We start from the raw sequence: 26,059 nt of genomic DNA on the forward strand, positions 1-26,059 counted from the left end.
CGCATGAATGCCCAACGCTTTGCTCGTATTCAGGAGATGCTGGCGCTGCGCCAGCACGACCTCACCGTCTGTATGGAACAGGTACACAAGCCGCACAACGTATCGGCGGTGATCCGCACGGCGGATGCGGTGGGCATTCATGAAGTACATGCCGTCTGGCCCAGCGAGCGGATGCGCACTATGGTCTCCGCTTCCGCCGGCAGCAACAGCTGGGTAAAGGTCAAAACGCATCGCAATATCGCCCAGGCGGTTACCCACCTGAAAGATCGCGGCATGCAGGTGCTGGCGACCAACCTGTCGGCCAGAGCGGTCGATTTCCGCGAAATAGACTACACGCGCCCGACCTGCATTCTGATGGGCCAGGAAAAAACCGGCATCACCGCCGAAGCGCTGGCGCTGGCCGACCGCGATATTATTATCCCGATGGTCGGTATGGTGCAGTCGCTCAACGTTTCCGTGGCCTCCGCGCTGATCCTGTATGAAGCGCAGCGCCAGCGGCAGAATGCGGGAATGTACCAGCGTCAGCACAGCCTGCTGGATGAAGAGGAGCAGCAGCGACTGCTGTTCGAAGGCGGCTATCCGGTACTGGCGCGCGTGGCAAAGCAGAAAGGCCTGCCCTATCCGCATATCAACGCCCTGGGCGAAGTGGAAGCTGACGCCGACTGGTGGGCCAGTATGCAGGCCGCGGGGAAAAAGAAATGAAAGGCCGCCTGCTGGATGCCATTCCGCTCAGTACCCTGACCGGCGTCGGCGCCAGTCAGGCGGCGAAGCTGGCTAAGCTCGGCCTGCATACCATTCAGGATCTGCTGCTCCACCTCCCGCTACGCTACGAAGACCGCACCCAGCTCTACGCTATCAACGATCTGCTGCCCGGCATCTGGGCGACGGTAGAGGGCGAAGTCTTGCAGTCCGACATCTCCTTTGGCAGACGCCGCATGCTGGTGTGTCAGATCAGCGACGGCAGCGGCGTGCTGACCATGCGTTTCTTCAACTTCAATGCCGGAATGAAGAACAGCCTGGCGCCAGGCCGTCGCGTGACCGCCTACGGCGAGATCAAGCGCGGCCAGCGCGGCGCGGAAATTATTCATCCTGAATATCGCGTTCAGGGCGAGCAGAGCCCGGTCACGCTGGAAGAGACCCTGACGCCGGTCTATCCCACCACCGAAGGCATTCGTCAGGCCACGCTGCGCAGCCTTACCGATCAGGCGCTGACGCTGCTGGAGAGCGTGCCGATCGCGGAGCTGCTGCCGCAGGAGCTGGCGCAGGGGCTGATTAGCCTGCCGGAAGCGCTGCGCACGCTACATCGCCCGCCGCCGGACCTGCGCCTGAGCGAGCTGGAGCACGGCCGTCATCCGGCGCAGCGTCGCCTGATCCTCGAAGAGCTGCTGGCGCACAACCTCAGCATGCTGGCGGTGCGCGCCGGGGCGCAGCGCTATTACGCGCTGCCGATGACGCCGCGCCACACCCTGAGCGACAAACTGCTGGCGGCGCTGCCCTTCTCCCCGACTAACGCGCAAAAACGCGTGGTACAGGAGATTGAGCGCGATCTGGCCAACGATTTTCCGATGATGCGCCTGGTGCAGGGCGACGTCGGCTCCGGTAAAACCCTGGTTGCGGCGCTGGCGGCGCTTGACGTTATTGCGCACGGCAAGCAGGTAGCGCTGATGGCGCCCACCGAACTGCTGGCAGAGCAGCACGCGAATAACTTCCGCAGCTGGTTCGCGCCGCTCGGCATCGAGGTCGGCTGGCTGGCTGGCAAGCAGAAAGGCAAAGCGCGTCAGGCGCAGCAGGAGGCGATTGCCAGCGGCCAGGTGGCGATGGTGGTCGGCACCCATGCGCTGTTCCAGGAGCAGGTGCAGTTCAACGGCCTGGCGCTGGTGATTATTGATGAGCAGCATCGTTTCGGCGTGCATCAGCGGCTGGCGCTGTGGGAGAAAGGCGAAGAGCAGGGCTTTCATCCGCATCAGCTGATTATGACCGCCACGCCGATTCCACGTACCCTGGCGATGACCGCCTACGCCGATCTCGACACCTCGACCATCGACGAACTGCCGCCAGGCCGTACGCCGGTTACCACCGTTGCAATCCCCGACAGCCGCCGCGACGACATTATCGCGCGCGTGCGTCACGCCTGCCAGGAAGGTCGCCAGGCTTACTGGGTCTGTACGCTGATCGAAGAGTCCGATCTGCTGGAGGCGCAGGCTGCGGAAGCGAGCTGGGAAGCGCTGAAAGTCGCGCTGCCCGACCTGAATATCGGTCTGGTACACGGCCGCATGAAGCCTGCGGAAAAACAGGCGGTGATGGCGGCCTTTAAGGCCAATGAGATGCAGCTGCTGGTGGCGACCACGGTGATTGAAGTCGGCGTCGACGTGCCTAACGCCAGCCTGATGATTATTGAAAACCCGGAACGCCTGGGCCTGGCGCAGCTGCATCAGCTGCGCGGGCGCGTCGGGCGCGGCGCGGTGGCATCGCACTGCGTGCTGCTCTATAAAGCGCCGCTGAGCAAAACCGCGCAGCGTCGTTTGCAGGTGCTGCGCGACAGCAACGACGGCTTCGTCATCGCCCAGCACGATCTGGAGATCCGCGGTCCTGGCGAACTGCTCGGCACGCGCCAGACCGGCAACGCTGAATTCAAGGTCGCGGATCTGCTGCGCGATCAGGCGATGGTGCCGGAAGTGCAGCGCGTGGCGCGCCATATCCACCATCACTACCCTGAACAGGCACAGGCGCTGATTGAGCGCTGGCTGCCGGAAACCGCGCGCTATACCAACGTTTAATCCTCCTCTGTTTGCCCCGGCAGCGCTTTTGCCTGCGCACGCGCAACAAAAGGCTGGCAAACGATTGCTTTCAGCCCGCAGCGGTTTAAAATCCCCCTCTTCGCAGATTGGGAAGCCACTTTATGTCCGTTAATCAACCAGACGCCACACTTCATCAACCGACAACGCCGCGCCAGAGCGAGCTGATTTACCGCCTTGACGATCGCCCGCCGCTGCCGCAAACGCTGTTTGCTGCCGGTCAGCATCTGCTGGCGATGTTCGTGGCGGTGATCACGCCCGCGCTGCTGATTTGTCAGGCGCTGGGCCTGCCTGCGCAGGATACGCAGCACATTATCAGCATGTCGCTGTTCGCCTCCGGCGTCGCCTCCGTGCTGCAAATCAAAACCTGGGGTCCGGTTGGCTCAGGCCTGCTGTCGATTCAGGGCACCAGCTTCAACTTCGTTACCCCCCTGATTATGGGCGGCATGGCGCTGAAAAACGGCGGCGCCGACGTGCCAACCATGATGGCGGCGCTGTTCGGCACCCTGATGGTCGCCTCCTGTACCGAGATGCTGCTGTCGCGCGTGCTTCACCTGGCGCGCCGCATTATTACGCCGCTGGTCTCTGGCATCGTGGTGATGATTATCGGCCTGTCGCTGATTCAGGTCGGGCTGACCTCCATTGGCGGCGGCTTCGCGGCGATGAACGATCACAGCTTCGGCGCGCCGAAGAACCTGCTGCTGGCGGGCCTGGTGCTGGCGGTGATTATTGTGCTCAACCGCCAGCGCAACCCCTGGCTGCGCGTCGCGTCGCTGGTTATCGCCATGGCGATCGGCTATCTCGCCGCCTGGCTGATGGATATGCTGCCGCAAACCGTCGCGTCGACCAGCCAGCCGCTGATGGCGGTGCCGACGCCGCTCTACTACGGCCTGGGCTTTGACTGGAACCTGCTGCTTCCGCTGATGCTGGTGTTTATGGTCACGTCACTGGAGACGATCGGCGATATTACCGCCACCTCGGACGTGTCAGAGCAGCCGGTCAGCGGCCCGCTCTATATGCAGCGCCTGAAAGGCGGCGTGCTGGCGAACGGGCTGAACTCCTTTGTCTCCGCGCTGTTCAATACCTTTCCCAACTCCTGCTTCGGCCAGAACAACGGCGTGATCCAGCTGACCGGCGTTGCCAGCCGCTACGTCGGCTTTGTGGTGGCGCTGATGCTGATCGTGCTGGGTCTGTTTCCGGCGGTAAGCGGTTTCGTGCAGCATATTCCGGAACCGGTGCTGGGCGGCGCGACCATCGTGATGTTCGGCACCATTGCCGCGTCCGGCGTGCGCATCGTGTCGCGCGAGCCGCTGAACCGCCGCGCGATTATGATTATCGCCCTGTCGCTGGCGGTCGGGCTGGGCGTATCGCAGCAGCCGCTGATCCTGCAGTTCGCGCCTGACTGGCTGAAGACCCTGCTCTCTTCCGGCATTGCCGCTGGCGGCATCACCGCCATCGTGCTCAACCTGATCTTCCCTCAGGAAAAGTAACCTCTCCGGCGGGCTGCGGCCCGCCTCTGCTATTTATTCGTATTTACATCCAGGCTGTTGAGCTACAACGGTAATTCAGGCATAACAAGCACTGACCGGAAAGATGGCGGGATGGATACAATGAAATTTCTTGGAAAATTTTTTCTTACGGTACTGTTGCTGCTGGTGCTGAGCCTGGTGGTGATCTACGTTCTGTTGCAGACGCAATGGGGCGCAGGCTGGTTCAGCCGCTACGTTAGCGATAAAACCGCCTGGCATCTCTCCCTCAGCAAGATAGAGCATAACTTCTCCTCGCCTTCGCACATCATTCTCGACAACTTCAGCTTTGGCCACGACGGCCAGCCGGCCGCGGTGGTGGCGAAGCGCGTCGATCTCGGGCTCGCCCTGCTGCAGTTCAGCGACCCGCTGAATTTCAGCAGCATCGAGCTGCGCGACGGCGTGGTGAACCTGGCGAACCTGACGCCTGGCAACGCCCTGCCTTTCCAGGCGCGACGCCTGCAGCTGAACAATATGCGCATCGACAGTCCAGAGACGCCGCTGCCGCTGGCGGCCCAGCAGGTAAACGGCGGCATTATGCCGTGGATCCCTACGGCGAAGAGCATGCTCGGCAGCGACGCGCAGTTTCAGATGAGCGCCGGCACTATGACGCTCAACAAGGTGTCAGGCGCTAACGTGCTGATTCAGGGCAGCGTCACGAAGGGCCGTATGCTGTTCAGCAACGTCGGTGCCGATCTGGCGCGCGGTTCAATGACCGGCAGCGCCGAGCGCGACGCCCAGGGCAACTGGCTGATCCGCCAGCTTCGCCTCAACGATATTCGCCTGCAAACCGCCCAGAGCCTGGCGGATTTTCTGCGCCCGATTCAGGCGCTGCCTTCCGTCACCATTAACCGCCTCGATATGACCGACGCGCGCCTTCAGGGTCCAGACTGGGCGGTCACCGATCTCGATCTGACGCTGAAAAACCTTACGTGGCAGGGGGACGACTGGCGCAGCGACGACGGTTCCCTGTCGCTGAACGCCAGCAACTTTATCAACGGCCGCTTCGAGCTTAACGATCCGATCCTCAATCTCGATCTGTCGCCGCAGGGCATCGCGCTTACCCAGTTCAGCTCACGCTGGGTCAACGGCGTGATCCGCGCTGACGGCAGCTGGAGCCGCAGCGACAAGCGTCTGACGCTGAACAATCTGGCGGTCGCCGGACTGGAATATACCCTGCCGGAGAGCTGGCGCGATCGCTGGCAGGCGGCGCTGCCGGGCTGGCTCGACTCGCTGGAAGTGCGCCGCTTCACCTCCAGCCGCAACCTGATTATCGATATCAATCCGGCGTTTCCGTTTCAGATGACCTCGCTGGAGGGCAGCGGCGAAAATCTGCTGCTGGCGCGTCAGCATCAGTGGGGGATCTGGTCAGGCAAGCTGAGCCTTAATGCCGCCGAAGCAACCTTTAACCGCGCCGACCTGCGTCACCCGTCGCTGTCGCTTATCGCCGACGATCGGCAGATTCAGATCACGGAGATGAGCGCCTTTAGCGGCAACGGGCTTCTGGAGGGATCGGCCAGCGTCGGCCAGCAGCCGGATCGCCCGGTGGCGCTGACGCTGAAAGGCCAGGCGGTGCCTGCCAGCGTGCTGCAAAACTGGGGCTGGCCTGCGCTGCCGGCGAGCGGTCCCAGCAATTTCCAGCTTCAGCTCAACGCTTCGCTGAAGGCGGGCACGCCGCTGAGCGCCTCGGCGAACGGCTCGCTCTCGCTGCGCACCGATACGCAGCAGGTTCAGCAGCAGATGCAGGCGGGCGAAGTGAAATAAAGAACCTCTCAGGGCCGATGATTCGGCCCTGAGGGTTTAGTTGATGCGCGCGCCGGAACCGCCCTCTTCCAGCGGTTCGTCGGGATCGGCAGGCAGTACGATATAGACCCCTTCAAACACCGCCCCCGGCTCTTCATTCCCAAACAGCTCGACCTCAAGACGCACGCGCGCTTTTCGGCCACGCGCCAGCCGATCCAGATCGCCGCTCATCGAGCCGATATCGGCAATTGCACCCGGACGTCCGGCGATCGGTTTGCTGTAGCGAATATGGGCGTCCGCGAGAATGATGGTGCCGCCAAGGTGGCGCTCGCGCAGCAGCAGCCAGATCAATCCCCAGCCGGTGAGCGTCGCCAGCGAGAAGAGGCTGCCAGCGAACAGCGTGTGGTGCGGGTTCTGGTTGCCGGTTTCCGGCATGGTGGTGATAAATTTCTGCCCGGTAAACTGCAAAATGCGCACGCCCATCTTCTCGCTGAGCGGGATATTGTCATACCAGGCCTGCTGCAGCTGCCCGCACCAGTCGGCGCGGTGCAGAATATCGTCCAGCGTGACCACCGGCTTAATCATCAGGAAGTGGCGCACCGGCGTAGTCTGCGGCGCGGTGATCTCTCCCTGATTGAGATAGCCCAGCTTGGCGAAGAACTCGACCGCGTCTTCGCGCGCGGCGCAGGTCACGCGCTTCACGCCCTCCTGCCGCGCCACCGATTCCAGCGTCATCGCCACCAGCGTGCCCAGCCCTTTGCCCTGAACCGACGGATGGACGGCGAGGAAGCGAATCGACGCTTCATTGTCGGCGTTGATATAGAGACGTCCGGCGGCCACCGGCTGGCCATGCTCGTCCACCACCATCTGATGATGCGCCAGCGCGTCCCAGCCGTCCCGCTCCGAGCCCTGCGGCTGGCGCAGCGGCTTGCGTAGCATTTCCCAGCGGAACTGGTAGTACATATCCAGCTCTTCCGCAGTTTGCGGTACCCGAAGATGATACATAAAGTGGTTCTCTCGTTCAGAGCTTGCGTGGCCGATCCCGTGCCGCTCGGCTGCCAGACTCACACCTGCAACCAGAAGGTCACAGGACCATCGTTGACCAGCGCGACCTGCATATCGGCGGCGAAGCGTCCGTTGGCGGTGGTTACGCCCTGGCGACGGCAGCAGTCGCTGAAATATTCATACAGGCGGTTCGCCTCGGCGGGCGCCGCGCCGCCGGAAAAAGAGGGCCGCATCCCTTTTTGCGTATCCGCCGCCAGCGTAAACTGCGACACCACCAGCACGCTGCCGCCCGCCTGCTGGACGTTCAGGTTCATTTTTCCCTGCTCGTCGCTGAAAATACGGTAGCCCAGCACCTTCTCCGCCAGGCGCTCGGCGCGCTTTTCGTCATCCCCTTTTTCTACTCCCAGCAGAACCAGCAAGCCAGAGCCAATTTCACCCACCACCGCGCGATCCACGCTGACGCTGGCATTAAGCACTCGTTGAATCAACGCAATCATGCAACCTCTCGTTCTTTTTCGCTTTCCTGCTGTTTTAAGTGGCGATAGTCGCCCAGCGTCGCGGTGATTTCCGCGCCTAACAACACAATACACCAGGTCCAGTAGACCCAGAGAAACAGGATAGGAATAACCGCCAGCACGCCATAAATCAGCTGGTATGAAGGAAACATCGTAACATAGAGAGCAAAGCCTTTTTTACCCAGCTCGAACAGCGCGCCCGCCACCAGCGCGCCGATCAGGGCGTCGCGCGACGGCACGCTGCGCGTCGGCACTATGCTGTAAAGGAGCCAGAACGCGAACCAGGAGAGCAGCAGCGGAAAGACGCGCAGCACCTGATCGATAATGCCGTAAACGCCGCTGGCGCTTATCCAGCGCAGCGACAGCAGATAAGAGCTGATCGCCAGGCTGGCACCGGCCAGCAGCGGCCCCAGCGTCAGGATCATCCAGTAGACGGCGAAAGAGTAAACCAGCGGCCGCTTTTTATGGCTGCGCCAGATGGTGTTGAGCGCGGTATCAACCGAATGCATCAACAGCAGCGCGGTAACGATCAGTCCTATCGCCCCCAGCGCCGTCATGCGGTGCACGTTGGCGACGAACTGATCCAGATAGCGCTCCACGACGTTGCCGGTCGCTGGCACGAAATTGGTAAAGATAAAGTTTTTCAGCTGAACGCTGACTTCTGAAAAGACCGGAAACGCAGAGAACAGCGCGAACACCACGGCGATCAGCGGCACCAGCGCCAGCAACGAAACAAAGGCCAGGTTACCGGCCTGCGTCGTCATATTGTCGTCGTCGATGCGTTTCCACAGCAGCCTGATCCACAGCCAGAGCGCGTGGCAGGTCGAAATAACAGGGCGCGACCTCATCATTCAGCGGTGGCTTGCCAGCCAGGTCGGCACGGTTTTGCTGTCGGTCACCAGTACGCTTCTGATGCCCAGCGCCTCAGCACCGGCAATATTATCGGCGTTGTCGTCAAAGAAAACCGCCTGGTCGGCGCGGTAGCCCTCTTGCTGCAGCACATGCTCAAAGATGCGCGGCTCAGGCTTGCGCATGCCCAGCTCTTGCGAGAGATAGATGGCGTCTGCCGCGGCGCGCACTTCCGGATACTGCGTCGGCCAGAACTCCGTATGCAGCTTATTGGTGTTGGAGAGGATTACCACGCGATGCCCGTCGGCGCGCAGCTGGTTCATCAGCGCCAGCGTATCGGCGCGTGCGCCCATAAATACCGCCTGCCAGCCCGCCACAAACTGTTCGTAGCTCAGCGCGATGTCGAGTCGCTCGCACAGCTCCGCAGCGAAATGTTCGTCGCTGATTTCGCCGCGCTCGTGCTGCTCAAACGCCTCGTCCATCTGAAAGCGACTCTGCAACATCGCCAGCGGTACGCGGCCGAGGTCACTCCAGACGCCCAGCACGCGGTTAAAATCGATATCAACAATCACATTGCCTAAATCAAAAATGTACAACATGTCGTTACTCCTCTGATTCCCTGGATCATTCACTCTAGCGGCAAAACCAGGGGCTGAACAGGTAACAGGCAGGAGAAAAATCCGTTATGGAAGATGACGCATAGGGGTTTAGCGCGCGCAGGCGGCAGGCTGGGCTGTTACGGCGGGATAGCGCGAATCAGAATGGCGGCAGAAATAAAAAAGCCCCGCTGAACGGGGCTTTTTATCAGAGCAAAACGTCTTACTCTTTCGGACCACGCGACGCGCGTTTGCGGTCGTTTTCGGTCAGGTGACGCTTACGGATACGGACCGACTGCGGCGTAACTTCAACCAGCTCGTCGTCATCGATGAATTCGATGGCCTGCTCAAGGGTCATCTTCACCGGCGGCACCAGCGTCGTCGCTTCATCCGTACCGGAAGCACGCATGTTGGTCAGCTTCTTACCGGTCAGGCAGTTAACGGTCAGGTCGTTGGAGCGGCTGTGAATACCGATGATCTGGCCTTCATAGACTTCCGCACCGTGGCCCAGGAAGAGCTTGCCGCGATCCTGCAGACCGAACAGGGCGAAGGCAACCGCTTTACCCTGGCCGTTAGAGATCAGCACGCCGTTCTGACGCTGGCCCACTTCGCCCGGACGGATGTCGTCGTAGTGGCTGAAGGTGGAATAGAGCAGACCGGTACCTGAAGTCATGGTCATGAATTCGTTACGGAAGCCGATCAGACCACGGCTCGGGATAACGTAGTCAAGACGTACGCGGCCTTTGCCATCTGGATCCATGTTTTTCAGATCGCCTTTACGCTCGCCCATGGCTTGCATAACCGCGCCCTGGTTGTTCTCTTCGATATCCAGCGTAACGTTCTCGAACGGCTCTTGTTTACGGCCGTCGATTTCACGGAAGATAACTTTCGGACGAGATACCGCCAGCTCGAAGCCTTCGCGACGCATGTTTTCGATCAGCACCGACAGGTGCAGTTCGCCACGGCCCGATACGCGGAACGCGTCTGCGTCTTCGGTTTCTTCAACGCGCAGCGCAACGTTGTGCACCAGCTCTTTGTTCAGGCGCTCAAGGATCTGACGTGAGGTCACATACTTGCCTTCCTGACCGCAGAACGGCGAGGTGTTAACGTTGAAGAACATGGTCACGGTCGGTTCGTCGACGCTCAGCGCCGGCAGCGCCTCTACGTTCTGCGGGTCGCAGATGGTATCGGAGATGTTCAGCTCGCCCAGACCGGTGATCGCAACGATGTCGCCCGCTTCCGCCAGGTCGGTATCGATACGCTCCAGGCCCAGGTGGCCCAGCACTTTACCGACTTTACCGTTGCGCGTTTTGCCTTCGCTGTCGATAACGGTAACCTGCTGGTTCGGCTTGATTTTGCCGCGCTTGATGCGGCCGATGCCGATCACGCCCAGATAGTTGTTGTAGTCCAGCTGCGAAATCTGCATCTGCAGCGGCGCGTCAACTTCAACCTGCGGCGGAGAAACGTGCTCAACGATCGCCTGGTACAGCGGGGTCATATCTTCAGCCATGTCGGTGTGATCCAGACCGGCGATGCCCTGCAGCGCAGACGCGTAAATAATTGGGAAATCAAGCTGCTCGTCGGTAGCATCCAGGTTGACGAACAGGTCGAACACCTGGTCTACAACCCAGTCAGGACGCGCGCCCGGACGGTCAATCTTGTTGATAACAACAATCGGCTTCAAACCATGGGCAAAGGCTTTTTTGGTCACGAAGCGAGTTTGCGGCATAGGGCCATCCATCGCATCGACAACCAGCAGCACCGAATCAACCATGGACATGACGCGCTCTACCTCGCCACCAAAGTCGGCGTGTCCCGGGGTATCAACGATGTTGATACGGTAGTCATTCCATTTGATAGCGGTGTTTTTAGCGAGGATGGTAATTCCACGCTCTTTCTCCAAATCGTTGGAGTCCATCACACGCTCAGTCGCTTCGGTACGCGCGTCAAAGGTACCGGACTGTTGCAGCAGCTTATCAACCAGGGTGGTCTTACCATGGTCTACGTGCGCGATGATGGCGATGTTACGCAAATTTTCGATCACAACTTTGCCTCAGGCATTAGAAATAGCGCGCTATTGTACACGGATTAAGCGGGATACTGAACACGATCACACTTTTCACCTGAAGTTTATTGCAATGGCGGAAATTTGCGCTGGATGCGGTGCAGTTAATGCACTAAGTTGGGGGTTTGCACTCTTTTGGTGCTTATAAAATGCACTGAAGCACGGTTTTGGTGCAAAGTTGCCAGCCTGGTGCAGCCCGCTGGCAACAAAAGGGTGCGCGCAGGCGGGATTTAGCCTTGTTAAAGAAAGTTGGCACAGAATTCGCTTTATCTCTTTCAAGCGAAAACAGCAGTTGCACGACAGTTGCAGAGCTTGCCGAGATCGGTTGGTTGGGAATGGCGGTCAGACACAGTAGATTCAGACGACGCAGCCACTCGCCACGATGATAATGACCCTTTCCAGGAGAGTTGAGTATGTCCGCTGAACACGTTCTCTCGATGATGAACGAGCATGAAGTTAAGTTTGTTGACCTGCGTTTTACCGATACCAAAGGTAAAGAACAGCACGTTACTATCCCTGCTCACCAGGTTAACGCTGACTTCTTCGAAGAAGGCAAAATGTTTGACGGCTCCTCTATCGGCGGCTGGAAAGGCATTAACGAATCAGACATGGTGCTGATGCCGGACGCGACGACCGCCGTTCTGGATCCGTTCTTCGAAGACCCGACGCTGATCATCCGTTGTGACATCCTCGAGCCGGGCACCATGCAGGGCTACGATCGCGACCCGCGCTCCATCGCCAAACGCGCTGAAGAGTATCTGCGCGCGTCCGGCATCGCCGACACCGTGCTGTTTGGGCCAGAGCCGGAATTCTTCCTGTTCGACGACATTCGTTTCGGTTCCTCTACCTCCGGCTCGCACGTTGCTATCGACGATATCGAAGCGGCCTGGAACACCGGTAAAGAGTACGAAGGCGGCAACAAAGGCCACCGTCCGGGCCTGAAAGGCGGCTATTTCCCGGTTCCGCCGGTAGACTCCTCGCAGGACATCCGTTCTGCTATGTGTCTGACCATGGAGCAGATGGGCCTGGTGGTTGAAGCACATCACCACGAAGTCGCAACCGCTGGTCAGAACGAAGTGGCAACCCGCTTCAACACCATGACCAAGAAAGCAGACGAAATTCAGATCTACAAATATGTGGTGCACAACGTCGCGCACGCCTACGGCAAAACGGCGACCTTTATGCCGAAGCCGATGTTCGGCGATAACGGCTCTGGTATGCACTGCCACATGTCGCTCTCTAAAGGCGGCGTGAACCTGTTCGCAGGCGACAAATACGGCGGCCTGTCTGAAACCGCGCTGTTCTACATCGGCGGCATCATCAAGCACGCAAAAGCGATCAACGCCCTGGCGAACCCGACCACCAACTCCTACAAGCGTCTGGTGCCGGGCTACGAAGCGCCGGTTATGCTGGCCTACTCTGCCCGTAACCGTTCTGCCTCTATCCGTATCCCGGTTGTTGCCAGCCCGAAAGCACGTCGTATCGAAGCGCGCTTCCCGGATCCGGCCGCTAACCCGTACCTGGCGTTCACCGCTCTGCTGATGGCTGGCCTGGACGGCGTGATCAATAAGATCCACCCGGGCGATGCAATGGACAAAAACCTGTACGATCTGCCGCCGGAAGAAGAAGCGGAGATTCCAAAAGTTGCCGGTTCTCTGGAAGAGGCGCTGAACGCCCTGAACGAAGACCGCGAGTTCCTGACCCGCGGCGGCGTGTTCACCGACGACGCCATCGATGCCTACATCGAACTGCGTAAAGTTGAAAACGACCGCGTTCGCATGACGCCGCATCCGGTTGAGTTCGAACTCTACTACAGCGTTTAATCTTTAATTCTGCACCGGTCGCGTTGCCGTCTCTGGCGGCAACAGGATAGATCCCGAGGCTGCTAACGCAGCGGCGACGCGCAAGGCGCAGAAGATTTTTGTTGCCGTGGAAACTTTAGCCCATCTCCGGATGGGCTTTTTTCGCCGCGAAATCATCGTTCAGCCGTCTGGAAACGGGCGCGGAAGAGTATAATGCACTAAATTAGTGCAGAGGAACGCTGTATGGCAACTGGCTCCTTGCCCGACGCAGGGCAAATTCTCAACTCCCTGATAAACAGTATTCTGCTGGTAGATGACGATCTGGTCATCCACTACGCCAATCCGGCGGCGCAGCAGTTACTGGCGCAAAGCTCACGCAAACTGTTCGGCACGCCGCTGCCCGATCTGACCGGCTATTTTTCGCTGAATATCGAGGTGATGCGCGAGAGTCTGAGTGCTGGCCAGGGTTTTACCGACAGCGAAGTGACGCTGGTGGTTGACGGCCGCGCGCATGTGATGGCGCTGACGGCGCAACGGCTGCCGGACGGGTTTATTCTGCTGGAGATGGCGCCGATGGATAACCAGCGCCGCCTTAGCCAGGAGCAGCTTCAGCATGCGCAGCAGGTCGCAGCGCGCGATCTGGTGCGGGGGCTCGCTCACGAAATTAAAAATCCGCTGGGTGGACTTCGCGGCGCGGCGCAGCTGCTGTCGCGCGCCCTGCCCGATCCGTCGCTGAACGAATATACCAAAGTGATTATCGAGCAGGCTGACCGCCTGCGTAATCTGGTGGACCGCCTGCTCGGCCCGCAACAGCCAGGCATGCATATCACGCAGAGCATTCACCAGGTGGCGGAGCGAGTAGTCAATCTGGTGTCGATGGAGCTGCCGGAGAATGTCGCGCTGGTGCGTGATTACGATCCCAGCCTGCCGGAGCTGCCGCACGATCCCGATCAGATTGAGCAGGTATTGCTGAACGTGGTACGCAACGCGCTGCAGGCGCTGGGCGACGAGGGCGGCACCATTATTTTACGCACTCGCACCGCCTTCCAGCTTACGTTGCACGGCACGCGCTATCGGCTGGTGGCGCGTATCGACGTTGAGGATGACGGCCCCGGTATCCCGGCTCAGCTGCAGGATACGCTGTTCTATCCGATGGTGAGCGGGCGCGAAGGCGGCACCGGCCTGGGTCTCTCTATCGCCCGTAGCCTGATTGATCAGCATTCAGGAAAAATTGAATTTAATAGTTGGCCTGGACACACCGAATTTTCGGTTTATCTGCCTATTCGCCAGTGAGGTTTCTATGCAACGAGGGATAGTCTGGATCGTCGATGACGATAGCTCCATCCGCTGGGTGCTTGAACGCGCGCTTACTGGAGCCGGGTTAAGCTGCGCCACTTTCGACAGCGGCAATGAGGTGCTGGACGCGCTCTCGAGCAAAACCCCAGACGTTTTACTGTCAGATATTCGCATGCCGGGCATGGATGGGCTGGCGCTGCTGAAACAGATTAAACAGCGTCATCCGATGCTTCCGGTCATCATTATGACGGCGCATTCCGACCTGGACGCGGCCGTCAGCGCTTATCAGCAAGGGGCGTTCGACTATCTGCCCAAGCCTTTCGATATTGATGAAGCGGTAGCGCTGGTCGAGCGCGCCATCAGCCACTATCAGGAGCAGCAGCAGCCGCGTAATCAGCCGGTCAGCGGCCCAACCACCGATATCATCGGCGAAGCGCCGGCAATGCAGGATGTGTTCCGCATTATTGGCCGTTTGTCGCGCTCGTCGATCAGCGTGCTGATCAACGGCGAATCGGGCACCGGGAAAGAGCTGGTCGCGCACGCGCTGCATCGTCACAGCCCGCGCGCCAAAGCGCCTTTTATCGCGCTTAATATGGCGGCCATCCCAAAAGATCTGATCGAGTCAGAGCTGTTTGGCCATGAAAAAGGGGCCTTTACCGGCGCGAATCAGATTCGTCAGGGGCGTTTCGAGCAGGCGGACGGCGGCACGCTGTTTCTGGATGAGATCGGCGATATGCCGCTCGACGTGCAGACGCGCCTGCTGCGCGTGCTGGCCGACGGACAGTTTTACCGCGTCGGCGGCTATGCGCCGGTCAAAGTCGACGTGCGCATTATTGCGGCGACGCATCAGAATCTCGAGCTGCGGGTGCAGGAAGGCAAATTCCGCGAGGATCTATTCCATCGTCTGAACGTGATCCGCGTGCATCTGCCGCCGCTGCGCGAGCGCCGTGAGGATATTCCTCGCCTGGCGCGCTACTTCCTGCAGGTGGCGGCCCGCGAGCTGGGCGTCGAGGCGAAAATCCTCCATCCGGAAACCGAAGCGGCGCTGACCCGACTGCACTGGTCCGGCAACGTGCGACAGCTGGAGAACACCTGTCGCTGGCTGACGGTGATGGCGGCCGGTCAGGAGGTGCTGATTCAGGATCTGCCGCCTGAACTCTTTGAGTCCAGCACGCCGGAAAATCCGGTGCAGTCGCTGCCGGACAGCTGGGCGACCCTGCTAGCGCAGTGGGCCGACCGCGCGCTGCGTTCCGGTCATCAAAACTTGCTCTCTGAAGCGCAGCCGGAGATGGAGCGTACGCTGCTGACTACCGCCCTGCGTCATACGCAGGGACACAAGCAGGAAGCGGCAAGGCTGCTGGGCTGGGGACGTAATACCCTCACGCGCAAGCTGAAAGAGCTGGGCATGGAGTAACAGGCGATCGGTCAGGGCGACCTTTACATGAAGCGTCGCCTTGCCCCGCTTTACATGCCGATGCCGTTCAGTATCATACGGGCGGCTATCGGGAGATGAACGATGACAGATGCCTTTCTTCACATGATTTCGCAAAATGCCGCCGCGATCGGCAGCGCCCTCGGCCACTCGCCGCAGGCTGCCTTCGCGACCGTGCTGTGCGCAATTATGGTCACCCTGTTTAACTGAACACCGCGCCAGCGCGTTTTCGCCTTAAATCACGCGTGAAAACTGCTGCTGGCGCGCCTTCTGGCGCAGATAAACGTCAAAGCACATACAGATGTTGCGGATCAGCAAACGGCCTGCGCCGGTAACCTGCAAACCGCCCGCGCGCCGCTCCACCAGCCCATCGTCGACCAGCGGCTGCAGCAGGGCTAAATCCTCCGCGAAATAGTCGCAGAAGCGAATCCCGTGCTGCGCTTCGATAGCGCTGAAATCGAGCGAGAAGTTGCAAATAAGCGTCTTGATCACGTCGCGACGCAGGCAATCGTCTGCGGTAAGCGCGACGCCGCGCCAGAGCGCCTCGCCGCGCGTCGCCACCGCGTCGTACCAGCGGTTTAGCTCTTTCTCGTTCTGCGCGTAGCTGTCGCCGATCATGCTGATGGCGGAGACGCCGAGCCCCAGCAGATCGCTGTCGCCCTGCGTGGTATAGCCCTGGAAGTTGCGATGCAGCAGCCCGGCGCGCTGCGCCTGAGCCAGTTCGTCCTGCGGCTTCGCAAAGTGATCCATGCCGATAAATTCATAGCCCTGCTGCGTCAGCGTCGCGATGGTCTGCTGCAAGATTTGCAGCTTCTGCTGCGCCGACGGCAGCTCCTGCTCTTTGATTTTACGCTGCGCCGCAAACAGCGCCGGCAGATGTGCGTAGTTGAACACGCTCATGCGGTCTGGATTAAGCGCTATCACCCGCTGCAGCGTATACGCGAAGCTCTCCGGCGTTTGCAGCGGCAATCCGTAGATAAGATCGATGCTGGTAGAGTGAAATCCCTGCTCGCGCGCCCGCGCCATCAGCGCAAAGATCGCCTCTTCATCCTGAACGCGATTCACCCGCTCCTGCACCGCTTTATTAAAGTCCTGCACGCCCATACTCAGCCGGTTAAAGCCGAGCTGACGCAGGTGCGAGATGGTATCGGGATCGATTTCGCGCGGATCGACCTCGATCGACATCTCCAGATCCTCCGCCAGGCTGAAGTGATCCCTTAGCAATGCCACCAGCCGTGAAAGCTGGTCATGGTTGAGAAACGTCGGCGTGCCGCCGCCCCAGTGCAGCTGCGTGACGCGTCGATCGCGGAACAGCGGCGCGCGCTGCCGAATCTCCTGCGCCAGCGCGTCGAGATAGCGGTCTGCTTTGTGCAGCTGACGCGTTACAATCTTATTGCAGCCGCAGAAATAGCAGAGCTTATGGCAGAACGGGATATGCACGTAGAGCGACAGCGGGCGCTCCGGATAGCGCGCCACGGCACGCTGAAAATCCGCCTCGCCGTAGCTGTCGCTGAATTCAAGCGCAGTGGGGTATGAGGTATAGCGCGGACCGGCGTAGTTGTACTTTTCAATAAGCCGCTGGTCCCAGGAGACAGGTTGCAAAGACATGCTTACTCCTTCCGGTGACGTCTGAGAGAAGGTCGCGATGCAGAAGAGAGGAAAGGTGGGCGGCACTGAACCCGACGTAAACGAGACTTCAGACGCGACAGGCGGCGTAGTTTAGCCAATAACCAGATGAGATAACATGTCAGCAGCAGCGCTAAAATTGATCCAGGCCAAAACATAACGATTTACCTGTCTGGCGCGGCATGCGCCGGAACGCATGCCGATCAAAAAACTCAGTTGCCTTTCAGCAGGCGATACATATCTTCTTCTGCCTGCTCGTCGTCCGCCTCATCATCCATGTTGATGCCGAGCTGCTCCATCAGTTCATCGATGCGGTCCAGGGTTTCATCCAGCCAGGCCTGCTCTTCCGCTGACAGCGTATCGCCGCTCTCCATGCGATCCAGCAGCGCGTCGAGACGCTCGCTGTTTTCCAGCTGTGCCAGTTCCTCTTCCGGGCTAAGGCGCACTTTTTTCGCAGCCGGCTTCGCCGCTTTTTTTACCGGCGCGCTTACCGTTGCGCCATCCGCCACCAGCGGGATCGGCTTTTTACTGCCGATGCGCGGATCTTTGGCTTTGCTGCCCTGGCCAGATTTTTCTGCGCTGGCAGCAGGATTGGCGCGGCTGCCAGATGCGTTGCCGCGATGCTTTTTGTCACGCTTGCGATCGCGTGCGGCCGCATTGAGTTCTTCGCGCGATTTGCGCTTTGTTTTGCTTGCCGGTTTAGCGTGCGCGCCGCGTACAGGTTGCTTCATGATGTTAGGTCTCACTGTTTTAATCAGTATCAGTATAACCCTCTCACTCCTGACGCTACTTTTTTGTCGGCGATGCGCACCTTAATGTACGTATCCTCTTCTCAAGCTCGTCTGACACTAGAGGGAACAGAATTGCGGCGAAATCTAGCAGAAAGCGGACAAAGAAAAAAGGCGACAGCCTAATGCTGTCGCCTTATTTCGCACCTTCCGCAGAAGGAATCATATTTTTAATCCCTTTTGGCTCGCAACGTCCCGGTCGATCCCGCGCCTGCTCAACTCCTGAGCGAATCCCTGTCCCTGTCCGGTCTGCTATCCCTGACCGTATCCTTTCCTTTGCTCGCGGTCGTCCCGACGCTCCTGAGCACATCATCCTGATGGGTGCTGCCCTGCACTGCCCAATAATGTAGACCAACCTGCGGAACCCACAACCTGACATCTGCGTTATTTGCGCATTTAAACGGCGCCACATCTTCAAGCCATTGATTATAATGATTTTAAATTTTCAAATTTTTTAATAAAAGCAGTAATCACTGGCAGCTTTTATAGCTGATATCTTACAAAAGCCAGCCGATCGATGCTGTCGGGCACTTTTGCGCCATAACGCGTATAATCAGCGCCAATGCCCGCATTCGTCTCTGGAGTTAAACTTTGTCTGCACTGAATTATCACGTTACCCACTTTATCCTCAGCGCCCCCGATATCCGTCATTTGCCAGCCGATACCGGTATTGAGGTCGCCTTCGCCGGGCGCTCTAATGCGGGTAAATCCAGCGCGCTGAACACGCTGACTAACCAAAAAAGCCTGGCGCGCACCAGTAAAACCCCAGGGCGCACCCAGCTGATCAACCTGTTTGAAGTCGCTGACGGCAAACGCCTGGTGGATTTGCCCGGCTACGGCTATGCCGAAGTACCGGAAGAGATGAAGCGCAAATGGCAGCGCGCGCTGGGTGAATATCTGCAGAAGCGCGAAGCGCTGAAAGGCCTGGTGGTACTGATGGATATCCGTCATCCGTTAAAAGATCTCGACCAGCAGATGATCCAGTGGGCGGTAGAGAGCGGCATTCCGGTGATGGTGCTACTGACGAAGGCGGATAAGCTCGCCTCCGGCGCGCGCAAGGCGCAGCTCAATATGGTGCGCGAAGCTGCATTGGCCTTTATGGGCGATGTGCAGGTGGAGATGTTCTCCTCCCTGAAAAAGATGGGCGTCGACAAGCTGCGTCAGAAACTGGATATCTGGTTTAACGAACTGGCGCCTGCGCAGGACGACTCCGCTGAGGCGTAAGGCATCGGCAGGTCTGGCAAAAGCCCAATAAAAAACGCCCCAGTCATAAATGACTGGGGCGGCTAATATTCAGCCAAATCCGATTACGTGAAGTAAAAGGTCTGAAAGATAGAACATCTTACCTCTGTACCCTACGCCTCGAACTTTACCTGATTTTTTCTGACGGACAAAGGGTTTTTTGTAGTTAGCTTTCATCAAACGACATGATTTTTCATGTGTTCGTCACAAAAATCGCTTCTGACTGTAGTTTAATTACCAAAAAAATGCTTAACCGAGAAGCAGTTAGAAACTGCGCGCTTTTCTCTCACGCTGAATCGGTTAAACAAACTTTTTTCTTATATCCAGATCGGGCTGGAGACGAAGATGAGTCGCCAGCCTGAGCGATCTCAATCAGTGCGCCTCATCCCAGTTTTCGCCGACGCCAACCTCAACCTGCAGCGGTACGTCCAGCTTCATGCTGCCTTCCATCAGCGCGCGGATCTGCTGGCTGGCGGACTCCACCGCATCGCCCTGCACTTCAAACACCAGTTCATCGTGCACCTGCATGATCATTCTGACCGCGCCGTCGTTGCTCTGCTGCAGCCAGTCGTCCACCGCAATCATTGCGCGCTTAATGATATCCGCCGCCGTGCCCTGCATTGGCGCGTTGATAGCCGCGCGTTCAGCGGCTTTACGTCGGATAGCGTTGCTGGACTTAATGTCCGGCAGCCACAGGCGCCGCCCGTCCAGCGTTTCAACATAGCCTTTGCTGGCCGCCAGCTCGCGCGTGTTTTCCATGTAGCGCAGCACGCCAGGATAGCGTTCAAAATAGAGATCCATATAGCGCTTCGCTTCGCCCGCGCCGATATTGAGCTGGCGCGACAGGCCAAAGGCGCTCATGCCGTAAATCAGGCCGAAGTTGATCGCCTTAGCGCTGCGGCGCTGTTCGCCGCTTACCTTATCCAGCGCAACGCCAAAGACTTCTGCGGCGGTCGCGCGGTGAATGTCTTCACCGTGTGCGAAGGCGTCCAGCAGCCCCTTGTCCTGCGACAGATGCGCCATGATGCGCAGCTCAATTTGCGAGTAGTCCGCCGCGACGATGCGGTTGCCTTTGCCAGCGATAAACGCCTGACGGATGCGGCGGCCCTCGTCATTGCGCACCGGAATGTTCTGTAGATTAGGATCGGTAGAGGAGAGTCGACCTGTTGCAGTGACCGCCTGGTGATAGGAGGTATGGACACGGCCGGTAAGCGGGTTGATCATCTGCGGCAGCTTATCGGTGTAGGTAGACTTGAGCTTCGACAGGCCGCGATGTTCGAGAATGACTTTCGGCAGCGGGTAATCGAGCGCCAGCTCGGCCAGCACCTCTTCGCTGGTAGAAGGCGCGCCGCCCGGCGTTTTCTTGGTCGGCTTGATGCCCTGCTTTTCAAACAGAATGGTCTGCAGCTGCTTGGTAGAGGAGAGATTAAAAGGCTCGCCCGCCAGCTCATGCGCCTTCTGCTCCAGCTCCGCCAGCCTGAGCGTCAGCTCTTTGGAGTGCTGCGCCAGGATGTTCTGATCGATAAGCACGCCGTTACGTTCGATGCGTGAGATCACCGTAACCAGCGGCATTTCGATTTCTTCAAAGACGTGCTTCGGCCCCGCCTCTTTTTCCAGCTCCGCCCACATTTTCAGGTGCAGCTGTAGCGTGACGTCGGCATCTTCCGCCGCGTAGTGCGCCGCCTGCTCCAGCGCGATTTGGTTAAACGTCAGCTGGTTTTTCCCCTTGCCGGCGATCTCTTCGAATGTCACGGTTTTATGATTCAGCCAGCGCGCCGACAGGCTGTCCATATCGTGCTTGCCCACCACGCTGTTAAGAATATAGGACTCAAGCATGGTATCGAACTTAATGCCGGCCAGCTCGATATCGTAGTTTTTCAGAACGCCGCGGTCGTACTTCAGATTTTGACCCACCTTCAGCGCGCTGCCGTCCTCAAGGATCGGCTTGAGCTGCGCCAGCACTTCGCGGCGATCGAGCTGATCTGGCGCATCAAGATAGTCATGGCCTACCGGCAGATAGGCGGCCTCGCCCGGTGCGACGGCCAGCGCGATGCCGACGATGTTGGCGCTGAGGGTATCAAGCGAGTCGGTTTCAAGATCAAAAGCAAACAGATCGCTCTGTTTGAGCTTCTCCAGCCACGCGTCGAACGTCGCCTGATCGAGAATAGTAACGTAGCCGTCAGAGGCGAGCACGCTGGTCGCCTCTGGCTTAACAGGCGCCTCATCCGGCAGCGCCTGCTGCGCTTTCAGATTGCTCTTTTTACCCTGCAGCCATTTGCCATCCTGCAGATCGGCCAGCCAGCGTTTAAATTCGTAACGGCTGAATAACGCCTGCAGAGCGGCGACGTCCGGCTCGGCAACCGTCAGCTCGCTGCAGCTAAGCTCAAGCTCGACATCGGTTTTAATGGTGGCAAGCTGATAAGAGAGGAAGGCGACCTCGCGGTTTTGCTCCAGCTTCGCCGCCATGGTTTTTGCACCGCGAAAAGAGAGCTCTGCGACCTTATCCAGATTGTCATAAATCGACTGCATGCCGCCCAGTCCCTGCAGCAGTGCCTGCGCGGTTTTCTCACCAACGCCCGGCACGCCAGGAATGTTATCCGAGCTGTCACCCATCATCGCCAGAAAGTCGATAATCAGCGCTGGCGGCACGCCATACTTCTGCTCCACCTCTTCAGGGCCGAGAATGGTGTTGGTCATGGTGTTGATCAGGGTGATATTGGGCGTTACCAGCTGCGCCATATCTTTATCGCCGGTGCTGATAAGCACGGGACGGCCCTCTTTCTCCGCCTGCAGCGCCAGCGTACCGATTACGTCGTCCGCCTCGACGCCGCTTACCGCCAGCAGCGGCAGGCCCATCGCCTTCACCATTTCGTGCAGCGGCGCAGTTTGCGAGCGCAGATCGTCCGGCATCGGCGGGCGATGCGACTTGTAATGCTCGAACAGCTCATCCCTGAAGGTTTTGCCTTTGGCATCAAAGACCACGGCAACGTGGCTTGGATTATATTGCGCCAGCAGACTCTTCAGCATGTTCAGCACGCCATACATAGCGCCGGTAGGCTCGCCCGCGCTGTTAGTAAGCGGCGGAAACGCATGGTAAGCGCGGTAAAGGTAGGATGAGCCATCAACCAGAATCAGGGGATTTTCTGCAATTTGCGCCATAAGTCTGTGTAATCTTCGTTGCCAGGGATTGGACTATAAGGATGCCACAGCTTGAGCAGAATGTTGAACGCAGGGCGTCTGTGCTGCGATTTTTTCACGCTTTTCCAGCGTGGATCGCAAGGATCTTTCTGTGGATAACTTTGTGCGCAAAAATCATAACGTATTGCTGGCCGCGCTATAAAATGCCGGCTTGATTTATAAAGTCATTTTAAATCAGTATCTTAATTTATTGCTGTGACAGGGTGTGCCTTTCTACACAGGCAGTGGCTTATGTGGATATTAAATTAGAAAGGACGCAGATGGACTATTTTGCTAAATGATTTCAACTATAAAAAAACGCCGACAGTGTCGGCGTTTTCAGGCGTAAGACGCGTTTATTATTTCTGGCTGACCAGGAATTTCACCACGTTGGCGTAGTCCGCGACAAAGTTATCTTTGGAGCTGGTGTCGAGGCCGCCGTTGTTGACCATATATTTGCCGTTGATAAACATCGCCGGCACGCCGCGCAGATCGAGGTCAGAAGCGGCTTTTTGCTGCTGCGCAACCAGCGCTTTCACAGCAAAGCTGTTCCAGGCGGCGTCATATTCCTGTGAAGAGATGCCCGCCGCGTTAATAAAGGCGGCTTTCAGGCTCGCAGCATCGGTAATGGTCTGCGTTTTTTGAATGCCGTCGAAAAGCGGCGCGGTCACTTTATCCTCGACGCCCAGCGCCATTGCGACCGCCCATGCTTGCGTCACAACCGGACCGAAATCGCCGCCTAAAAAGTCGACGTGATAGCTAACCAGTTTGGTGTCAGCAGGCAGATTCTTTTTCACAGCCTCGCCAACATGGTAAATACGCTCGAACTGATAGCAGTGCGGGCAAAAGAAGGAGAAGAACTCCAGCACCTGCGGTTCGCCAGCAACCGGTTTCGGCAGGCTGACATATTGCTGTCCATCGGTAAACTGGGCAGCAGAGGCGCTGAACGCCAACATTAAACCAACCAGCGCAAACCAAATTTTCTTCATTGTGCAAAATTCTCCTGACTTCTCTATTTAAAATTGCGGGGTCAGCTGTAGCGGTGGTTCCTGCAACAGCTTCTCCTGCTCGGTAAATTGCGAAATCTGTCTGCGCCAGAAATCCTCATCCGTCATCCATGGAAACGCTCGTGGGAAAGCGGGATCCTGCCAGCGGCGCGCAACCCAGGCCAGATAATAAACCATGCGCATGGCGCGTAAAGGCTCAATCAGTGACAATTCATTAATATCAAAATCACTGAACTCAGTATAAGCCTCCAGCAGAATATCCCACTGGATGCGCTGCTCCTGCTGATCGCCGTTGATCAGCATCCAGAGATCCTGCACCGCCGGCCCGTTACGCGCATCGTCGAGATCGACAAAGAGCGGCCCGTCGCGCCACAGAATATTGCCTGGATGGCAATCGCCATGAAGGCGCAGCGGCTGCCAGCTGTGATGCCAGCGCTGCTCAAGAGCAACGCCAAGCTTATCGATGGCCTGCAATAGCGCTGGCTTCAGGGAAGCGGGCACCAGAGCATTGCTCGCCAGTTCGGCGCGCGGCTGATGCAGATACTCCTCTAACCCCATCGTAGGGCGATGCTCAAAGCGCTGCTTGCGCCCGGTCTGGTGTATGCGCCCCAGAAAGCGGCCGACCCACTCCAGGTGCTCATCATTGTCAGTTTCATACTGACGGCCGCCAAGACTGGGAAATACGGTGAACAAGAAGCCCGCGTGGGTATGCAGCGTTTTTCCCTGCAGCAGCAAAGGAGCGGCAACCGGCACCTCATCCGTCTGCAGATCGCGCGTGAAGCGATGCTCTTCTTCAATCTGCGCCGCGCTCCAGCGCTGCGGGCGATAAAACTTCACCACGTAGCGATGCCGCTCTTCATCACTAAACTGGTAGACGCGGTTTTCATAACTGTTGAGCGCGGTTAATCCAGACTCAACCCGGAGTCCTGTTTCCCATAGCGCATCAAGAATGGCGTCAGGGTTAAGCGTCTGGAAGTTAAAAGCGGCATCCATAGGATTATCCGTTACTGTCTTTACTGGAAGCCGCCAAGCATAGCATTAGTTATCGTCCTTAATCACACCGCGCGCGCGCAGCAGCGCAGTTTTAAAATCCGTTTCATAATCTTTTTGTCGGCCGGGAATTTCCGCATACTTATCGGCATCGCGCATTTTCAGATGGTAAATCAATACGTCATCGGTTAATTCACTTAATGGGCCACTGAAACCCGACTCCTGCGCCAGCTTTTGTAAAAATTGCGTCAGGTTGAGGTCGGGATCCTGTTGCCACGCAGGGCGCAGCAGCTCGAGCAGTTCATTAAGGCGATGGTATTTCATCTGTTTTTCCTCATAACGGGTTGGTTATAAGCCTTTAAACAGGAGTATCGGCATGACAGCATTAACCGGCGTTATTCTGGCCGGCGGACAGGGGCGTCGCATGGGCGGACAGGATAAAGGGCTGGTGCTGTTTCGCGGCATCCCGCTTTATCAGCATGTTCTTCAACGGCTCAGGCCGCAAGTCGACATTGTCATGATAAGCGCTAACCGTAACCTTGATCGTTATCATTCCAGCGGGTGTCGCGTGATCTCAGATACCTTACCCGACTATCCGGGGCCGCTGGCTGGCATGCTCAGCGGCCTGCAAGCCGCGCAAACGGAATGGGTAGCCTTCTGTTCCTGCGATACGCCCTTTGTCCCGACTGATTACGTGGAGCAGCTCAGGCGGCAGAGAGCAGAGACGCTGTGCGTATGGGCGCGCTCAAGCGAGCGCGATCATCCTGCGCTGGCTTTACTACATCGCAGTCTGGCGCAGCCGCTGGCTGATTACCTGCAGCGCGGGGAGCGTCGCCTGATGCAATTTTTACGCGAGCAGGGTGGCCATGCGGTGACGTTGAATCAGGATGAAGCCGCCTTTCGCAACGTGAATACGCCTGAGGATCTTGAGGATAACGCGTTATGACGCTGCCGTTACTGGCTATCGCCGCCTGGAGCGGCACCGGAAAAACCACGCTATTGCAGCAGGTGATTCCACTGTTGAAAGCGCGAGGTATTCGGCCCGGGCTAATAAAGCATACTCATCACCAGATGGAGATCGATACGCCGGGAAAAGACAGCTATCTGCTGCGAAAAGCGGGTGCGGATCAGGTGATTGTCGCCAGTTCGCAGCGCTGGGCGCTGATGTGTGAAACGCCGGATACCCCCCTCGATCTACGCTATCTGGTGAGTCGGATGGATCCCGCTTTGCTGGATGTAGTGCTGGTTGAAGGATTCAAAGATGAGCCAGTGCCGAAAATTATCCTGTGGCGTGCGGGTGTTAAAGGGGATGCTTTGCCGCTGACAGACGAGCACGTTATTGCTGTCGCCAGCGACAGCCACTTTGAAACCGACGTGCCCTTGCTGGATCTCAATCGTCCCGACGAGATTACCGCCTTTATTGCCGGCTGGTTAGGCATGACATAACGCCATTTATCGTGCTGAATGAGCGATCTCTCAGCACCTTTTTACGGGCCTGAAAATGCAAAAAACCCTGACCGTGAGGTCAGGGTTATCGCAATTGGATGCCTGGCAGTTCCCTACTCTCGCATGGGGAGGCCCCACACTACCATCGGCGCTACGGCG

The 26,059-nt window shown here is 58.2% G+C and carries 22 protein-coding genes; 11 read left to right on the plus strand and 11 right to left on the minus strand.

The window, feature by feature from the left end; genetic code table 11:
• The first annotated feature begins 3 nt into the window (after positions 1 to 3).
• The 4 genes from trmH to MHZ97_RS20325 all read left to right on the plus strand — a co-directional run bounded on the left by trmH (position 4) and on the right by MHZ97_RS20325 (position 6,085).
• Positions 4 to 702 carry a tRNA (guanosine(18)-2'-O)-methyltransferase TrmH gene (gene trmH, locus MHZ97_RS20310; RefSeq protein WP_239315549.1) on the plus strand — a complete coding sequence of 233 codons (699 nt, stop codon included), beginning with the start codon at positions 4 to 6 and terminating at the stop codon, positions 700 to 702.
• Positions 699 to 2,777, plus strand: coding sequence for an ATP-dependent DNA helicase RecG (gene recG, locus MHZ97_RS20315; protein WP_239315550.1), 2,079 nt, complete (start codon positions 699 to 701; stop codon positions 2,775 to 2,777). Before trmH ends, recG begins: the two co-directional genes overlap by 4 nt.
• A gap of 122 nt (positions 2,778 to 2,899) precedes the next feature.
• Complete coding sequence (locus MHZ97_RS20320) at positions 2,900 to 4,285, plus strand: NCS2 family protein (RefSeq protein ID WP_103797567.1); 1,386 nt, start codon at positions 2,900 to 2,902, stop codon at positions 4,283 to 4,285.
• 120 nt (positions 4,286 to 4,405) lie between these two features.
• Positions 4,406 to 6,085 carry an AsmA family protein gene (locus MHZ97_RS20325; RefSeq protein WP_239315551.1) on the plus strand — a complete coding sequence of 560 codons (1,680 nt, stop codon included), beginning with the start codon at positions 4,406 to 4,408 and terminating at the stop codon, positions 6,083 to 6,085.
• A gap of 36 nt (positions 6,086 to 6,121) precedes the next feature.
• Here MHZ97_RS20325 and fabY read toward each other — a convergent pair whose 3' ends face one another.
• From fabY to typA, 5 genes are all read right to left on the minus strand, one after another.
• Positions 6,122 to 7,069 carry a fatty acid biosynthesis protein FabY gene (gene fabY, locus MHZ97_RS20330; RefSeq protein WP_103797566.1) on the minus strand — a complete coding sequence of 316 codons (948 nt, stop codon included), beginning with the start codon at positions 7,067 to 7,069 and terminating at the stop codon, positions 6,122 to 6,124.
• A 59-nt stretch (positions 7,070 to 7,128) separates the two neighbouring features.
• Positions 7,129 to 7,566: a D-aminoacyl-tRNA deacylase gene (dtd, locus tag MHZ97_RS20335; protein ID WP_103797565.1), complete on the minus strand. Its 438-nt coding sequence runs from the start codon at positions 7,564 to 7,566 to the stop codon at positions 7,129 to 7,131.
• Positions 7,563 to 8,432 carry a virulence factor BrkB family protein gene (locus tag MHZ97_RS20340; RefSeq protein WP_103797583.1) on the minus strand — a complete coding sequence of 290 codons (870 nt, stop codon included), beginning with the start codon at positions 8,430 to 8,432 and terminating at the stop codon, positions 7,563 to 7,565. The genes dtd and MHZ97_RS20340 overlap by 4 nt, the downstream gene beginning before the upstream one ends.
• A 3-nt stretch (positions 8,433 to 8,435) precedes the next feature.
• Positions 8,436 to 9,032, minus strand: a complete 597-nt coding sequence (gene yihX, locus MHZ97_RS20345) for a glucose-1-phosphatase (protein ID WP_103797564.1) — start codon at positions 9,030 to 9,032, stop codon at positions 8,436 to 8,438.
• A gap of 220 nt (positions 9,033 to 9,252) precedes the next feature.
• Positions 9,253 to 11,073 carry a ribosome-dependent GTPase TypA gene (typA, locus tag MHZ97_RS20350; protein WP_033792919.1) on the minus strand — a complete coding sequence of 607 codons (1,821 nt, stop codon included), beginning with the start codon at positions 11,071 to 11,073 and terminating at the stop codon, positions 9,253 to 9,255.
• A 434-nt stretch (positions 11,074 to 11,507) separates the two neighbouring features.
• Between typA and glnA the strand changes: the two genes are divergently transcribed.
• The 4 genes from glnA to MHZ97_RS20370 all read left to right on the plus strand — a co-directional run bounded on the left by glnA (position 11,508) and on the right by MHZ97_RS20370 (position 15,834).
• Positions 11,508 to 12,917: a glutamate--ammonia ligase gene (gene glnA, locus MHZ97_RS20355; protein WP_103797562.1), complete on the plus strand. Its 1,410-nt coding sequence runs from the start codon at positions 11,508 to 11,510 to the stop codon at positions 12,915 to 12,917.
• A gap of 222 nt (positions 12,918 to 13,139) precedes the next feature.
• A complete protein-coding gene (glnL, locus tag MHZ97_RS20360; protein ID WP_239315552.1) occupies positions 13,140 to 14,189 on the plus strand; it encodes a nitrogen regulation protein NR(II) in 1,050 nt (349 codons plus the stop codon).
• Positions 14,190 to 14,196: 7 nt separating this feature from the next.
• Positions 14,197 to 15,606, plus strand: coding sequence for a nitrogen regulation protein NR(I) (glnG, locus tag MHZ97_RS20365; RefSeq protein ID WP_103797560.1), 1,410 nt, complete (start codon positions 14,197 to 14,199; stop codon positions 15,604 to 15,606).
• A 102-nt stretch (positions 15,607 to 15,708) separates the two neighbouring features.
• Positions 15,709 to 15,834 (plus strand): YshB family small membrane protein, encoded by a 126-nt coding sequence (locus tag MHZ97_RS20370; RefSeq protein WP_146053879.1) that lies wholly within the window; start codon positions 15,709 to 15,711, stop codon positions 15,832 to 15,834.
• A gap of 24 nt (positions 15,835 to 15,858) precedes the next feature.
• On the opposite strand, the gene hemN is transcribed toward MHZ97_RS20370, so the two are convergent.
• A complete protein-coding gene (hemN, locus tag MHZ97_RS20375; protein WP_239315553.1) occupies positions 15,859 to 17,232 on the minus strand; it encodes an oxygen-independent coproporphyrinogen III oxidase in 1,374 nt (457 codons plus the stop codon).
• Between the two features lie 230 nt (positions 17,233 to 17,462).
• Entirely contained in the window at positions 17,463 to 17,981 is a 519-nt protein-coding gene (gene yihI, locus MHZ97_RS20380; RefSeq protein WP_239315554.1) for a Der GTPase-activating protein YihI, read from the minus strand.
• Positions 17,982 to 18,629: 648 nt separating this feature from the next.
• On the opposite strand from yihI, the gene yihA reads away from it, so the two are divergent.
• Positions 18,630 to 19,262 (plus strand): ribosome biogenesis GTP-binding protein YihA/YsxC, encoded by a 633-nt coding sequence (gene yihA, locus MHZ97_RS20385; protein ID WP_103797557.1) that lies wholly within the window; start codon positions 18,630 to 18,632, stop codon positions 19,260 to 19,262.
• Between the two features lie 390 nt (positions 19,263 to 19,652).
• Here yihA and polA read toward each other — a convergent pair whose 3' ends face one another.
• From polA to MHZ97_RS20405, 4 genes are all read right to left on the minus strand, one after another.
• Positions 19,653 to 22,439 carry a DNA polymerase I gene (polA, locus tag MHZ97_RS20390; protein WP_239315555.1) on the minus strand — a complete coding sequence of 929 codons (2,787 nt, stop codon included), beginning with the start codon at positions 22,437 to 22,439 and terminating at the stop codon, positions 19,653 to 19,655.
• 377 nt (positions 22,440 to 22,816) lie between these two features.
• Positions 22,817 to 23,446, minus strand: a complete 630-nt coding sequence (gene dsbA / locus MHZ97_RS20395; protein WP_103797555.1) for a thiol:disulfide interchange protein DsbA — start codon at positions 23,444 to 23,446, stop codon at positions 22,817 to 22,819.
• Positions 23,447 to 23,473: 27 nt separating this feature from the next.
• Positions 23,474 to 24,457 carry a serine/threonine protein kinase gene (locus MHZ97_RS20400; RefSeq protein WP_103797554.1) on the minus strand — a complete coding sequence of 328 codons (984 nt, stop codon included), beginning with the start codon at positions 24,455 to 24,457 and terminating at the stop codon, positions 23,474 to 23,476.
• Positions 24,458 to 24,502: 45 nt separating this feature from the next.
• Entirely contained in the window at positions 24,503 to 24,778 is a 276-nt protein-coding gene (locus MHZ97_RS20405; RefSeq protein WP_103797553.1) for a DUF1040 family protein, read from the minus strand.
• A gap of 52 nt (positions 24,779 to 24,830) precedes the next feature.
• On the opposite strand from MHZ97_RS20405, the gene mobA reads away from it, so the two are divergent.
• Positions 24,831 to 25,400, plus strand: a complete 570-nt coding sequence (gene mobA, locus MHZ97_RS20410; RefSeq protein ID WP_239315556.1) for a molybdenum cofactor guanylyltransferase MobA — start codon at positions 24,831 to 24,833, stop codon at positions 25,398 to 25,400.
• A complete protein-coding gene (gene mobB, locus MHZ97_RS20415; protein ID WP_239315557.1) occupies positions 25,397 to 25,900 on the plus strand; it encodes a molybdopterin-guanine dinucleotide biosynthesis protein MobB in 504 nt (167 codons plus the stop codon). Before mobA ends, mobB begins: the two co-directional genes overlap by 4 nt.
• Positions 25,901 to 26,059: the final 159 nt, after the last annotated feature.

The organism is Pantoea sp. ACRSC (genome assembly GCF_022346785.1).
GTDB classification, from domain to species: Bacteria; Pseudomonadota; Gammaproteobacteria; order Enterobacterales; family Enterobacteriaceae; genus Pantoea; species Pantoea alvi.

Excerpts from the sequence above, each read along its gene's own strand:
- MHZ97_RS20370 (WP_146053879.1), top strand. The coding sequence starts at position 15,709 with ATGACAGATGCCTTTCTTCACATGATTTCGCAAAATGCCGCCGCGATC.
- hemN (WP_239315553.1), bottom strand. The coding sequence starts at position 17,232 with ATGTCTTTGCAACCTGTCTCCTGGGACCAGCGGCTTATTGAAAAGTAC.
- glnA (WP_103797562.1), top strand. The coding sequence starts at position 11,508 with ATGTCCGCTGAACACGTTCTCTCGATGATGAACGAGCATGAAGTTAAG.
- MHZ97_RS20340 (WP_103797583.1), bottom strand. The coding sequence starts at position 8,432 with ATGAGGTCGCGCCCTGTTATTTCGACCTGCCACGCGCTCTGGCTGTGG.
- yihI (WP_239315554.1), bottom strand. The coding sequence starts at position 17,981 with ATGAAGCAACCTGTACGCGGCGCGCACGCTAAACCGGCAAGCAAAACA.
- MHZ97_RS20320 (WP_103797567.1), top strand. The coding sequence starts at position 2,900 with ATGTCCGTTAATCAACCAGACGCCACACTTCATCAACCGACAACGCCG.
- polA (WP_239315555.1), bottom strand. The coding sequence starts at position 22,439 with ATGGCGCAAATTGCAGAAAATCCCCTGATTCTGGTTGATGGCTCATCC.
- dtd (WP_103797565.1), bottom strand. The coding sequence starts at position 7,566 with ATGATTGCGTTGATTCAACGAGTGCTTAATGCCAGCGTCAGCGTGGAT.
- fabY (WP_103797566.1), bottom strand. The coding sequence starts at position 7,069 with ATGTATCATCTTCGGGTACCGCAAACTGCGGAAGAGCTGGATATGTAC.
- glnG (WP_103797560.1), top strand. The coding sequence starts at position 14,197 with ATGCAACGAGGGATAGTCTGGATCGTCGATGACGATAGCTCCATCCGC.
- yihX (WP_103797564.1), bottom strand. The coding sequence starts at position 9,032 with ATGTTGTACATTTTTGATTTAGGCAATGTGATTGTTGATATCGATTTT.
- glnL (WP_239315552.1), top strand. The coding sequence starts at position 13,140 with ATGGCAACTGGCTCCTTGCCCGACGCAGGGCAAATTCTCAACTCCCTG.
- recG (WP_239315550.1), top strand. The coding sequence starts at position 699 with ATGAAAGGCCGCCTGCTGGATGCCATTCCGCTCAGTACCCTGACCGGC.
- trmH (WP_239315549.1), top strand. The coding sequence starts at position 4 with ATGAATGCCCAACGCTTTGCTCGTATTCAGGAGATGCTGGCGCTGCGC.
- mobB (WP_239315557.1), top strand. The coding sequence starts at position 25,397 with ATGACGCTGCCGTTACTGGCTATCGCCGCCTGGAGCGGCACCGGAAAA.
- MHZ97_RS20400 (WP_103797554.1), bottom strand. The coding sequence starts at position 24,457 with ATGGATGCCGCTTTTAACTTCCAGACGCTTAACCCTGACGCCATTCTT.
- MHZ97_RS20405 (WP_103797553.1), bottom strand. The coding sequence starts at position 24,778 with ATGAAATACCATCGCCTTAATGAACTGCTCGAGCTGCTGCGCCCTGCG.
- MHZ97_RS20325 (WP_239315551.1), top strand. The coding sequence starts at position 4,406 with ATGAAATTTCTTGGAAAATTTTTTCTTACGGTACTGTTGCTGCTGGTG.
- mobA (WP_239315556.1), top strand. The coding sequence starts at position 24,831 with ATGACAGCATTAACCGGCGTTATTCTGGCCGGCGGACAGGGGCGTCGC.
- dsbA (WP_103797555.1), bottom strand. The coding sequence starts at position 23,446 with ATGAAGAAAATTTGGTTTGCGCTGGTTGGTTTAATGTTGGCGTTCAGC.